The following is a 13,137-nucleotide window of genomic DNA, read 5'->3' as shown; positions in this document are numbered from 1 at the left end:
AGAATGAAAAAAATGCTCATATTTGGTGGTATTATTATCGCCTTGTTTGCGGCAATTTTCGCTGTAACACAAATGGAAGAAAAAACTACTACCAGCCAAAAAATGGAAGGAGGAAGTGCTACTGGTAGTCAAACAGATGGTCCTGACTACTACACAAATAAAATCTCTCTTTCAGATCTTCAAAAGAATTTAAAAGAGAAAAAAGAAGAAACAGTATACTTTTATCAAACATCTTGCGTTCATTGCCAAAAATTATCTCCTGTCGTAGTGCCAATGGCTAAAGACTTGAACGTTGATATGAAAGTTATGGATATTGAAAAATTAGATGCTCCTTGGGATGAATATAAAATTCAAGGTACACCAACAATCATTCATTTTAAAGATGGCAAAGAAGTGAGCCGTATTAGTGGTGAACAGCCGAAAGACAAATTAAAAGAATGGCTTGAGCAAACGAAAAAGTAACGAGAAAAGGAAACTCCTTCTACACATGAAATGGGCGTAAAATCCCACACTAATGTATAAGGAGGGGGTTTTATGCCAGAAGTAAGATGTTCTGTTTCCAACTGTTCTTTTTGGGGACAAGGTAACTTTTGTCAAGCAAGTGCGATCATCGTTCAGCCTGATGCAGATGAAACTGGTCAAACTGAAAATGATTCATATACAGCTGCTGTTTTAACAAACGAGACGCTAGAAAGTTCTGTAGCAACGAGTGTAGAGACTTGTTGTCATACATTTAAGCCTAAATATTAAACATAAAAAGCATACGATTCATCGTATGCTTTTTTACATCCCTCTCCAAAAATCATGCATAATAAAAAAGTACAAAATAACGAGAACGGCCGTCCCGCATAGGGTAATGCGCCGATATATACTCTTCTCTCCTTCCCTCGCTTTCACAAACGCCCAAATAAATCCGAAGAACAATATTAAATCAACATATGGAACATAAAAAGAAAAGACGAGAAACGCATATAAATACACGATAAATAAACAGGTCGTTACTAAGAAAACTTTAAACGCAAATTCACTTTTCATAATATAACCGCCCCCTATCTGTACTGTATTATATTCAGCAAAATACAATAGTTGCAGTTAAACTCCAAGTATAAATAAGCTACCGTCTATAATACGGTAGCCATTACGGAACATTGTATTTCCGTTTATATATATTACTTAAAATTGAAGAAGGAATTTGCTCGTAACGAACTTTCTCTCCTGTTTCATCTATAATATACGAATTGTTTCCTATATAATATATTCCATCTTTTCGTTCTGAGTACACCGGATATCTTTCATTTGGCAATACAGTTTTTACTTTCGTTAACTGTCCATTTGGTTCTTGCCAATATATATCCGCGCGGTCTACTAACGTAAGTACTCCAATTTGTTCTTTTTCTATTTTTCGACCATTCCAGCTCACAACGCGATAACCAAGCTTATTCGCTTCATATTCGGGGCTCGTATGAAAACGAGAAATGATTACTTTTGTTTGTAATTGTACTCGGTCATATAACCATTGTATATCCCTGTCATGCATGCGAATACAGCCATTTGATTCCCTACTTCCAATCGTCCATTCCCGGTTCGTCCCGTGAATCGCATATTCATTCTTATCTAGTCCAAGCCACCTCGTACCGAGAGGGTTATTCGGTGCACCCCCAGGTATTTTTTTTCGATGGTATTCTTTATTTTTAAATTTAGTTATAATACAAAAATTACCTTCAGGCGTAGGTGTACGATCTCTTCCAGTCGTTACTAGAAATGTTTTTGTATAATTTCCATTCTCAAAAAAAGACAACTGATTTGTCGTAAGATTCACTAATATTAAATGATCTGTATTAGCAAAAGCACTAACTGGTAGGATGAAAAATAATAGTATGACGAAACATAACTTTTTCAGCTATATCACCCCTAGCGCTCACTATAATAAGTGGAATTAACATTACTTTGCTCTTATAAATGAAAACTATCCATTTACAATAACGCCCCCATTTACATGTATCATTTGTCCAGTAACATAAGATGAATCGCCAGACGCTAAGTATACGTATGCCGGCGCTAATTCATATGGTTGACCAGGTCTTTGCATAGGGACATTGCTCCCAAACTGAGAGACTTTCTTCTCATCAAAGCTCGATGGAATAAGTGGTGTCCAAATCGGTCCTGGTGCAACACCATTTACACGAATCCCTTTTTGCACTAACGATTGTGAAAGTGATCTTGTAAAAGCTACGATTGCTCCTTTCGTTGCGGAATAATCAATTAAAGTTTCATTTCCTTCGTATGCAACGATAGACGCGGTATTTATAATGACATCCCCTTGCTTTAAATGAGAAAGTGCGGCTTTCGCAACGTGAAAATAAGAAAAAATATTAATACGAAAAGTCTTTTCTAGCTGTTCTGCTGTAATATACTCTAGTCCTTGCTGCGGATATTGCTGCGCGACATTATTTACTAAAACCTGTAAACTACCTAGCTGCTGGACGGTCTCTTGAACAACATCTTTACAATGCTGTTCATCACTTAAATCACCCGGCAACAATACACACTTTACACCTTCTTTCTCAACATATTGCTTCGTCTCATTAGCATCTTCTTCCTCATCTAAATAAGCAATCGCAACATTTGCCCCCTCTTTTGCAAAAGCGATGGAAACTGCGCGTCCAATTCCGCTATCTCCTCCCGTAATTAACACATTCTTTCCTTTTAACTTTTCACTTCCTTTATAATTTGGATCTTCAAACTGCGGAAGTGGATTCATTAATGATTCAATCCCCGGCTGTTTATTTTGATGTTGCGCTGGCATTATTACAAAGTTTTTTTGCTGTGGCATAGCTACTTTCAACTCCTTTTTCTTAGCATGTGCACAATAAAAAGCTGAAATTCACACATTGGTTTACGATTAATATTCGAATTTAAGACACAAAATATGAATTGTTATAAACTTTTTATGCAAAACTATTGCAAAATAGTTAAAAAACGAATATTATATATAACTGTTGTGAAAATTATTCGTAAACAGAAAGGATGTTTATATGTTTAACCTTTCAAAACATAAAACTTCTATTAAAACTGAAATTATGGCAGGTATTATTACCTTCTTAACAATGGCATATATCATTGTCGTAAACCCTGTTATCCTTGGAGATGCAGGTGTTCCATTTGAACAAGCATTTACAGCAACAATTATTGCTGCTGTTGTCGGAACATTATTTATGGCAATCTTTACAAACTTACCAATCGCAATCGCGCCAGGTATGGGATTAAATGCTTACTTCTCTTACTCTGTTGTAAAAGCACATGAAGGCATGACTTTCGCAATTGCATTCTCTGCTGTATTCGTAGCAGGTATGATTTTAATTTTGCTATCATTTACATCTTTCCGTACAAAATTAATGGAAGCAATTCCTGAAAACTTAAAACATGCAATTACTGCTGGTATCGGTCTTTTCATCGCCTTTATCGGTTTACGTTTAACAGGTATCGTTACAAAAAATGATGCAAACTTAGTTGGACTTGGTGATCTTCACTCTGCTCCAGTTCTACTAGCACTAGCTGGACTTGGAATTACTATTGTTCTTATGTCTTTAAATGTAAATGGCGCACTATTTATCGGTATGCTATTAACTGGTATTATCGCTTTCTTCACAGGACAGTTAACATTCTCAAACGGTGTTACATCAATGCCTGGATTACCAGAAGGAATTATCGTTTCAAATCCAATTACTGCTGTATCTGACGTAATTAACTACGGATTATATGGCGTTGTATTCTCATTCTTCCTTGTTACACTATTCGATACAACAGGTACATTACTTGGCGTTGCACAACAAGGTGGATTTATGAAAGACGGAAAGCTTCCAAAAGCAGGACGAGCTCTTCTATCTGACTCATTCTCAGCAACTATTGGTTCTATGTTCGGAACAACACCATCAACAGCTTACATTGAATCATCTGCTGGTGTTGCAGCTGGTGGTCGTACTGGTTTAACAACTGTTACAGTAGCTGTTCTATTCGCACTAACAGCATTCTTCGGCCCATTAGTAAGTGCTGTTTCTGGTGTATCAGCTATTACTGCACCATCATTAATTATCGTTGGTAGTCTTATGATGGGTTCAGTTCGCCACATCGATTGGGACGCATTTGATGAAGCATTCCCAGCATTTTTAGTAATCTTAAGCATGCCACTTACATCAAGTATCGCAACAGGTATCGCACTTGGATTTATTTCATACCCACTTATGAAAGTAGCAAAAGGTAAATTCCGTGCTGTTCACCCACTTGTATATGTATTTGGAATTTTGTTTGCTTATCAATTGATATTCTTACCACATTAAAAAAGTAGAGCATCGAAATCCGATGCTCTACTTTTCTTTTATAACAATCATTCAAACTATAAAGGCACCTCCAAAATATGAAGGAGCTTATAACCTTTTAATACTTCTCTTCTACCTGTAATTCTTTACTATACTTTTGAATGAACACTGATGAAATAACCATTACTATGCCCACACTAAAACCAATAAGTTGATCTAATAATATTTCATCATGAATAAACCAGCGAAGTAAAAATACACCACCAAAAATAAGCATCATGATAAATCCAGTATGTCCAAATCCTTTATATACATTTTCCATATGTATCACCTCTCTACATACTTTCATCCATATTATACCATAACCTAAAAGCGTGTATAACCAACATTCGGTATTGAAACCAATAATAAAAAAGACTGCAGAGAACTCCATCTCCACAGCCTAATTATTATTTTTGTAAGAACGCCTGCAAATCTGCAAACTGTCTCTTTGCATCTTCATAGCCTTGCTCGTATAAATTTTGTAGTTTTGCTGTATCTTTTTCCATACGATCTACTTGAAGCGGCACTTCTGGGCGAATAACAAATAAATTACCAGCTTGCTCTTCTTTTTCAATATAGTGAAGTGTTTCATTATACACTTCATAACGATTCAACATCGTGTTAACAAGATTCGGATATTTTTTATAAGCTTTTCCTGCAATCCATCCGAATTTTGATTTTTTCTTCGCGTAACCATGATTTCTCGTTAAAATAACGACTGATTTTTTAAATCCATCTTCCTGTGCTTTACGAACTGGAATGGGATCTGAAATCCCACCATCTAATAATTGCTTACCACGGTAATTTACTACTGGTGCAATGAAAGGCAATGAACTAGACGCTTGTAATAAATTTAGCGCATCATCATTCGTTCCTTCTTTTTCAAAATAAACAGATTGCCCAGTTTCACAATCCGTCGTTCCTACAAGGAAACGTTCTGGGCTATTAAAGTATGTTTCAAAATCAAACGGAACATGCTTTTCTGGGATTTCATGAAAAATGAAATCCATATCAAATAGTTGACGTTTTCTCCATAAGTTTTTATACGATAAATATTTCGGATGTGATGCATAATCAATATTGACCGTTTTATTTCTATTTCTTTGTCTGGAAAGATACGACGCTGCATGACAAGCACCAGCTGATACACCGATTACATATGGAAAATATAAATCTTGTTCCATAAAGTATTCTAATATCCCACCCGTATATACACCACGCATACCGCCGCCTTCTAATACTAACCCCGTATTTTCAAGCATGTTACTCTCTCCTCTATATATATTGACTCTTTAATTATTCACCATGTTAAGTATCTTTTTCTATTATATATGAGTTCTTTCAGAAATTATATTTAAAAGACTTGAGAAAAAGGAGTTTTTTCTTCCAATTATATTTCCAAATGATCGGAGACATCCTTTATAAACCTTTGAATAAAGTCTTGCTCTTCTTTCGTATATCCATCTAAAAGTAACAACCACTTTTCTTCAGCTTGCTTATGCAATTTTTCATGAGCTTTATATATTTCATTGCCGCTTTCCGTTAAGCGAAAGAAGATTTCTTTTTGATTATCTAACATTTGCATCTTCTCAACGAATTGCTTTTGAAACAACTTCGTACAAATTTTAGAGATTGCTCCCTTCGTCATGCCCATTTCTGTCGTAATTGCCGTTACATTCATCAAACCATTTTTTCCGATACATTCGATTACATGTAACTCAGATAAAGACATACTACTTACACCTGTCTCATAAAGAAACTTCTCGTTTTGTCGTTTTAAATGTTCTTCTTTTTTATGCAAAAGTGTACGAATGTCCGACAGTATTTCCATTTGCTTCGTTGTATGCTTCAATCCGTTCGCCTCCTAAGTTTCCGAAGAAACAATTTAACTATATACCATTTTAAAATTATTTTTTCATCTTTACAAGGGAGAAAATCATGTTAAAATAAATTTAGTTTCCTAGGAAACTAAAACACAAGGAGGTTAACAAGATGAAAAAATCTAAACTAACTTTCATTTTATATGTTGTCTGTATTAGTGCCTTACTCGGTTCCTTCGCTCAAAATATTTACACACCTATCTTACCGATGATTCAAAATTCTTTTCACACTTCTCTTTATCTTGTAAATGTAACAGTTTCACTTTTCACATTCATTCTTGCAATTATGCAGCTCGTATATGGACCTTTAATTGATACAAAAGGGAGAAAATCTGTCCTTATCCCTAGTTTAGTCATTAGTACAATTGGTTCAATCGGATGTGCTTTTTCGGCAAACATTTATTTATTTCTCTTTTTTAGAGCTGTTCAAGCTATAGGAATAGCGGCTATACCTGTAGTTTCAGCAACGATTATCGGCGATTTATTTGAAGGAAAAGAACGCGGAGAAGCGATGAGCCTATACCAAATGTTACTTGCCCTCGCACCTACAATGGCTCCTCTCATAGGTGGATTTCTTGGCAGTATAAATGGTCACTTATCTGTATTTCTCTTTTTATCTACACTTGGCATTATCTTATTAATTATAAACATTTCACTACTTCCAGAAACAAAGCCGAATGTAATTAAGCAGTCTAAAGCACAAAAGAATTACTCTCTTATCTTAAAAAATAAAACTGGATTTTCTATTACTCTTATTGGCTTCATTCAATTTTGTATTTACTTTTGCTTTCTCGTTTTTTTACCGAGCATTTTAGCAAATTCATTTCATCAAGCTGCAAATGAAATTGGTCTTATGTTTGTACCAATGTCTCTTTCTATCATGCTAGGAAGTTTTTGCTACAAGTTTTTGCAAAAACGCCTCACAACAAAGCAAACTTTATTTATTACGAGTTTCTTCAATATTATATGTGTCGTTTTATTCTCTTTCACATATAACATCAATATCCCATTCATCATTATCGTTACATCTTTGTACGGTTTTAGTATGGGACTTTCTATGCCAACTCACACTACTTTATTAACAGAAGAATTCGTGCAAGAACGTGCAACAGCTATCGGTATGTACAACTTCATCCGCTATCTTGGTATGGGCACAGGGCCACTTATAGGTGGATTTCTTTTATTTAACCAAAATTACTTTTGGATTTTCTTCCTAGGCGCAATTATGTTTTTACTTGTAATCTTATATGCAATGAAAATGCTAAGTTTTCATTCTGTACAAAAAGCAAAATAGAGCCCCCAAAAAGGTCGGCTCTATTTATCCTCTTTGATCCGCAACAATATGAATATCAATATACCTCGTTTGCCTCATAATCTCATTTACAATCGAACCTTTTCGTATTTCTTCCCAACGAGTTCTTGCCGATTGCCCAAGTAAAATTTGCGTTACTTGTAATCTTTTCGCAACCTCAATAATAACATCCGCTGGCTTTCTCCCTCTTGCTTCTTCTAATACAAAACTTGCATCAAATTGATTCGTGAGCGTCTTCCACTCTTCAATTGTTTGTTTTTTACCAGCTGAAAGAGAGTCTATATTTTCTCTTTCAACATTTAATACATACAATTCAGCATTTAACCGATCAGCCATGCGCCATCCCCGTCTTATTAATTTCTCCGCTGTTGAACTGTATTGTACACAAACGAGAATTTTTTCTTTCACTCCGATTGGTTCTATCACTGTTTGACTAATCTTTTCGTCCATATCGTCAGCGACTTCACGAAGCGATAATTCCCTGAGTGCTCCTAAATTATTAAGCGTAAAGAAATTTTGTAAGCTTTGCTGAATTTTTTCTTCTTTATATATCTTTCCGTCTATTAACCTCTTCCGAAGTACTTCCGGTGTTGCATCAACGAGCTGAATTTCATTTGCTTTTTGTAAAATAAAATCTGGAATTCGTTCTCTTACTTTTACATTCGTAATTTGAGCTACAATATCATGAACACTTTCTAAATGTTGAATATTAAAAGCTGATAATACCGATATACCAGCCTCTAACAATTCCTGCACATCCATATAACGTTTCTTATATTTAGAACCAGGAACATTACTATGCGCAAGTTCATCCACTACGACTACTTGCGGCGCGCGTTTTTTTATTCCTTCCACATCAAGCTCATAAAATACCTTTCCTTTATACTGTATTTCTTTCAAAGGAACTTTTTCTAAATCAGCAATTGCTTCTTCCGTCTCTTTTCTTCCATGCGTTTCAATTAAACCAATTACAATATCAATTCCATCTTTTTTCATTTCCCTTGCATCAAAGAGCATTTTATAACTTTTTCCTACGCCTGGAGCTGCTCCTACATATAACTTTAACTTTCCCCGATTTTGTTGCCGAATATATTCTAAATATTCCTCTGGCGTTCGCCTTTGAAACTTCGGTTCATAATCATCCGCATACAAAATAAACACTACCTTTCATTCGAAACAACGCTACCTCAATCCGTTAGATTGAGGTAGCACTGTTACTATTTCATTAATTTTTGTAATGCTAAATTTAGCTTTAAGACATTCACTCGATTTTCTCCAAATAAGCCAAGTGCCGCACCTTCCGTTTGATCTTTAATCAATTGATCTAGCGTTTCTTTCGGAATATTTGTTAATTTCGAGATGCGATCTACCTGCACAGAAGCTGCCTTCGGACTAATGTCAGGATCAAGCCCTGAACCTGAATTTGTCACTAAATCAATCGGTACTTCTGTAACTGGAACGCTCGGATTTTGTTTCTTCCACTCTTCAATACTTTTCTCTACTCGTTTCTCTAAATCTGGATTAGATGGTGCATAGTTATTTGAACCAGATGCTTCTGCCTTATATTCAATACTAGAAACACGCCCTTGAAAATAACGTGGATCCGTGAAGTTTTGCCCGATTAATTTAGAACCAATCACTTCATTTTTATCATTATATATTAGACTTCCATCCGCATTATCCTTCATCACTGCTTGTGCAATACCAGTAACAATAAGTGGGTATACAAGTCCACACAACACTAGAAATGTAAAAGTAATACGGATAATTGGTGATAGTATACTTTGTTTCTTTTCCATCTTTTTCCCCTCTTCCTTATATGAACAAGCCGACAATTATATCAATTACTTTAATTCCAATGAACGGAACGATAACTCCGCCAAGCCCATAAATAAGTAAGTTTCGGCTAAGCAATGCATTAGAACTCATCGGTTTATATGCAATACCTTTCATCGCTAACGGAATGAGTAATGGAATAATAACAGCGTTAAATATTAATGCTGATAAAATCGCTGACAGTGGTGATGTTAATTTCATAATGTTCAATGCTTCCATTTGCGGAATCGCAAGTGTAAACATCGCTGGAATAATCGCAAAATATTTCGCTATATCATTCGCAATACTAAACGTCGTTAACGCACCTCGGGTCATTAACAATTGCTTACCAATTCCTACAACCTCAATAATTTTCGTCGGATTCGAGTCTAAATCAATCATGTTCGCCGCTTCTTTCGCTGCTGTCGTACCACTATTCATCGCTAATCCAACGTCAGCCTGTGCTAATGCCGGAGCATCATTTGTACCATCACCTGTCATCGCTACAAGTTTCCCTTTATCTTGCTCTGCTTTAATAACCGCAATTTTATCTTCCGGTTTACACTCGGCAACGAATTCATCTACTCCAGCTTCTTTTGCAATGGTTGCTGCTGTTAACGGATTATCACCTGTACACATAACCGTTTTAATCCCCATTTGGCGCAACTGTTCAAAACGCTCACGCATACCCGGTTTTACTGTATCCTTTAAATAAATTAAACCGTAAATACGATTATCTACTGCAACTACAAGTGGTGTTCCGCCCTCTTTTGAAATTAAGTCTGCTTTTTGATTTACATCTTTCGGAATTGTTCCGCCTTGTGACTCAACCCATTCAATAACGGCACCTACAGCACCTTTTCTCACTTTCGTTCCGTCTTGTAAATCAACACCACTCATTCTCGTTTCTGCTTTAAACGGAACAAACTCACCTTGTTCTGCAAGTTCTCTATTATATGATATAGATTTTCCCTGCACATACTCGATAACAGATCGACCTTCTGGTGTTTCATCTAAAACAGAACTAATAGCGGCCCACTTTCCAACTTGCTCAATCGTTTCATTTCCTACAGGCAATAATGTATGAGCCATCCGGTTTCCAAAAGTAATTGTACCCGTTTTATCTAAAATAATTGTATTAATATCGCCCGCAGCTTCTACTGCTTTCCCTGACATCGCTAACACGTTAAATTTTGTCACCCGGTCCATCCCAGCAATACCAATCGCTGATAGCAAACCACCAATTGTCGTTGGAATTAAACATACTAACAATGCTACGAGTACAGCTGTATCAATTTGAAAACCTAAATAATTTGTAAAAATCGGCAACGTCACAACGACGATCAAGAAGATAAGAGTTAAGCTCGTTAATACTGTATTTAAAGCAATCTCATTCGGCGTTTTTTGACGAGCAGCTCCTTCTACTAAAGAAATCATTTTGTCGATAAATGATTCACCAGGATTACTCGTAATAACAATTGTAATTTCATCACTTACCACCATCGTTCCACCTGTTACGGAACAAAAATCACCACCCGCTTCTTTTATTACAGGAGCTGATTCTCCTGTAATTGCAGATTCATCTACAGACGCTAATCCTTTGATTACTTCACCATCATTCGGAATCATTTCTCCTTGTTTTACGATAACAACATCACCTTTTCTAAGATCAGTTGCTGAAACTTGGACAATGTCTCCATTTTCTTTTACAACATTTGCAAACACATCTTTCTTCGACTGCTTTAAAGAATCGGCTTGCGCTTTACCACGACCCTCTGCTAATGCTTCTGCAAAATTCGCAAATAAAACTGTAAATAATAGAATAAGAGAAACTGTTATATTAAACCATCCTGGTATACTACTAGAACTGCTTGGAAGAAAAGATAAAATGAACGTAATGATAAACCCAATTTCCACAACGAACATAATCGGATTCTTTATCATGACTTTCGGATTCAATTTCGCAACGGATTGTTTCATCGCATGTGTTACGATATCACGATCCATCGTTTTCGCTTGTCTAACTTCATCTTCTACAGCATGTATTTGTGACTTATTTAATTGTTTTTCTTTTACTACTACCGGTCTCATCATTTACCCTCCATTACTTCAATGTAAGAAATTCTGCAATTGGTCCGAGTACTAACATCGGGAAGAATGTTAATGCACCGACAATTACAATTGTTCCGATGAAGATACCACCAAATAAACTATTATCTGTGCGGAACGTTCCGACTGTTTCTGGCACTACCGTTTTTTCTTTCAGCGAAGCTGCCACAGCTAGCATCGTAATTAAACTAAAGTAGCGTCCTAAAAACATAACTAAACCAGTCGTAATATTCCAAAACGGTGTATTATCTCCTAATCCTTCAAATCCAGATCCGTTATTCGCAGCTGACGATGTATACTCATATACAACTTGCGTTAAACCGTGGAAACCAGAATGAGAAATAGCATCCGTCCCTAAATTTGTTGAAAGAGCTAATGCCGAAAATCCTAAAATGAGCAATGGATGAAATAAAATCGTGACCGCGATTAATTTCATTTCCTTACCTTCAATCTTTTTACCTAAAAACTCTGGTGTCCGTCCAACCATTAACCCAGATATAAACACCGCGATAATTGCATACATAATAATATTTACAAAGCCTGCTCCAACTCCGCCATACACTGTATTTAACATCATATTTACAAGTGGAACTAGACCGCCAATTGGTGTTAACGTATCATGCATTGTATTAACAGCACCAGTTTCAGCAGCTGTCGTTACTGTTGCGTATAGTGAAGAAAATACTGTTCCAAATCGTACTTCTTTCCCTTCTGTACTTCCTTGTACATGTTCGATACCCATTCCATTTAATGCCGGATTCCCGTTTAGTTCAGATGTCGTAATCGTTATAAATCCTAGTAAAAACACCATAAAAAGTGACACGAAAAGGATGCGGCCTTGTTTTTTATTTCCGACCATTCGTCCGTACGTAAATGGAAGTGCTGTTGGTAATAACATCATAAGCATCATTTGCAAAATATTACTCATTTGTCCTGGATTTTCGAAAGGATGCGTAGAGTTTGCTCCGAAAAATCCACCGCCGTTATTTCCAAGTTCCTTAATGGAAACGAATGATGCAACAGGTCCACGTAAAATACTTTGCTTTGCACCTTCAATCGTTTGTGCTGTAACCGCCCCATCTAACGTTTGTGGTACACCAAGTGCGACAAAAACTAGTGCCGTAATAAATGCGATAGGAAGAAACACTCTCGTTAACGCTCTCGTAAAATCAACGAAAAAGTTACCAAGTTCTTTTCCAGCAAGTCCTCTTATAAAAGCCATAACGAGCACTAATGTCGTTGCTGGTGCCGCAAACATTAAAAATGTAATTCCGATTAATTGTGATAAATAAGATAAACCATTTTCACCGCTATAATGCTGTAAGTTTGTATCAGCCATAAAACTAATTGCTGTATTAAAAGCGAGCGTAGGCTCCATCCCTTCAATATGCGCTGGATTTAGTGGCAGCACACCTTGTAATCTGAAAATGAAGTATACGACAACGATCATAAATCCATTTAATAAAACTAATGATAATGCGTACTGTTTCCACGTTTGATTGTATGCTTTTACACCCGTAATTTTAAAAATAAGTTTTTCAAAAGGCCCGAATACTTTATCTAACGTTTTGCTACCTTGAAAAGCTTTTTCTAAATAAATCCCCGTTGGCTTTGCTACTAAAATAAACAAGAGCATTGTAATAATGACTGCAACCCAAATCAT

The 13,137-nt window shown here is 36.1% G+C and carries 14 protein-coding genes; 4 read left to right on the top strand and 10 right to left on the bottom strand.

Going from position 1 to position 13,137, the window contains the following annotated elements:
* Positions 1-3 precede the first annotated feature (3 nt).
* On the top strand, positions 4-462 hold the full coding sequence (locus tag MHH27_RS04325; protein ID WP_090978455.1) for a thioredoxin family protein: 459 nt from the start codon (positions 4-6) through the stop codon (positions 460-462).
* A 72-nt stretch (positions 463-534) separates the two neighbouring features.
* A complete protein-coding gene (locus MHH27_RS04320) occupies positions 535-750 on the top strand; it encodes a DUF1540 domain-containing protein (protein ID WP_001115481.1) in 216 nt (71 codons plus the stop codon).
* A gap of 33 nt (positions 751-783) precedes the next feature.
* Here MHH27_RS04320 and MHH27_RS04315 read toward each other — a convergent pair whose 3' ends face one another.
* The 3 genes from MHH27_RS04315 to MHH27_RS04305 all read right to left on the bottom strand — a co-directional run bounded on the left by MHH27_RS04315 (position 784) and on the right by MHH27_RS04305 (position 2,833).
* Positions 784-1,035 carry a hypothetical protein gene (locus MHH27_RS04315; protein ID WP_000834195.1) on the bottom strand — a complete coding sequence of 84 codons (252 nt, stop codon included), beginning with the start codon at positions 1,033-1,035 and terminating at the stop codon, positions 784-786.
* 103 nt (positions 1,036-1,138) lie between these two features.
* Complete coding sequence (locus MHH27_RS04310; protein WP_090978452.1) at positions 1,139-1,900, bottom strand: L,D-transpeptidase; 762 nt, start codon at positions 1,898-1,900, stop codon at positions 1,139-1,141.
* A gap of 66 nt (positions 1,901-1,966) precedes the next feature.
* Entirely contained in the window at positions 1,967-2,833 is an 867-nt protein-coding gene (locus MHH27_RS04305; RefSeq protein WP_098251178.1) for an SDR family oxidoreductase, read from the bottom strand.
* Between the two features lie 202 nt (positions 2,834-3,035).
* Here MHH27_RS04305 and MHH27_RS04300 point away from each other — a divergent pair, with 202 nt between their 5' ends.
* Positions 3,036-4,337 carry an NCS2 family permease gene (locus MHH27_RS04300; RefSeq protein ID WP_000482717.1) on the top strand — a complete coding sequence of 434 codons (1,302 nt, stop codon included), beginning with the start codon at positions 3,036-3,038 and terminating at the stop codon, positions 4,335-4,337.
* A gap of 97 nt (positions 4,338-4,434) precedes the next feature.
* Here the strand turns inward: MHH27_RS04300 and MHH27_RS04295 are convergent, their stop codons facing one another.
* The 3 genes from MHH27_RS04295 to MHH27_RS04285 form a co-directional block, all read right to left on the bottom strand.
* A complete protein-coding gene (locus MHH27_RS04295; protein WP_098236147.1) occupies positions 4,435-4,638 on the bottom strand; it encodes a hypothetical protein in 204 nt (67 codons plus the stop codon).
* A 127-nt stretch (positions 4,639-4,765) separates the two neighbouring features.
* Entirely contained in the window at positions 4,766-5,620 is an 855-nt protein-coding gene (locus MHH27_RS04290; protein ID WP_000892676.1) for a patatin-like phospholipase family protein, read from the bottom strand.
* A 128-nt stretch (positions 5,621-5,748) separates the two neighbouring features.
* The gene (locus MHH27_RS04285; RefSeq protein ID WP_000683328.1) at positions 5,749-6,210 is read right to left on the bottom strand and encodes a MarR family transcriptional regulator; all 462 of its coding nucleotides are present in this window, start codon (positions 6,208-6,210) and stop codon (positions 5,749-5,751) included.
* A gap of 140 nt (positions 6,211-6,350) precedes the next feature.
* On the opposite strand from MHH27_RS04285, the gene MHH27_RS04280 reads away from it, so the two are divergent.
* Positions 6,351-7,532 (top strand): MFS transporter, encoded by a 1,182-nt coding sequence (locus tag MHH27_RS04280; protein WP_098251179.1) that lies wholly within the window; start codon positions 6,351-6,353, stop codon positions 7,530-7,532.
* A 24-nt stretch (positions 7,533-7,556) separates the two neighbouring features.
* On the opposite strand, the gene kdpDN is transcribed toward MHH27_RS04280, so the two are convergent.
* The 4 genes from kdpDN to kdpA are packed head-to-tail and all read right to left on the bottom strand — an operon-like array spanning position 7,557 to position 13,137.
* Positions 7,557-8,711: a KdpD-like non-kinase potassium sensor gene (gene kdpDN, locus MHH27_RS04275; protein ID WP_072939968.1), complete on the bottom strand. Its 1,155-nt coding sequence runs from the start codon at positions 8,709-8,711 to the stop codon at positions 7,557-7,559.
* 56 nt (positions 8,712-8,767) lie between these two features.
* Positions 8,768-9,349: a K(+)-transporting ATPase subunit C gene (gene kdpC, locus MHH27_RS04270; RefSeq protein ID WP_079245080.1), complete on the bottom strand. Its 582-nt coding sequence runs from the start codon at positions 9,347-9,349 to the stop codon at positions 8,768-8,770.
* A 16-nt stretch (positions 9,350-9,365) separates the two neighbouring features.
* Positions 9,366-11,456 carry a potassium-transporting ATPase subunit KdpB gene (gene kdpB, locus MHH27_RS04265; protein ID WP_001248006.1) on the bottom strand — a complete coding sequence of 697 codons (2,091 nt, stop codon included), beginning with the start codon at positions 11,454-11,456 and terminating at the stop codon, positions 9,366-9,368.
* 13 nt (positions 11,457-11,469) lie between these two features.
* Complete coding sequence (kdpA, locus tag MHH27_RS04260; protein ID WP_340941709.1) at positions 11,470-13,137, bottom strand: potassium-transporting ATPase subunit KdpA; 1,668 nt, start codon at positions 13,135-13,137, stop codon at positions 11,470-11,472.

This window comes from Bacillus sp. FSL L8-0152 (genome assembly GCF_038006365.1).
Classification (GTDB): Bacteria; Bacillota; Bacilli; order Bacillales; family Bacillaceae_G; genus Bacillus_A; species Bacillus_A cereus.
Note: the sequence above shows the minus strand (reverse complement) of the source record. Positions and strands in the feature narration are given on the sequence as shown.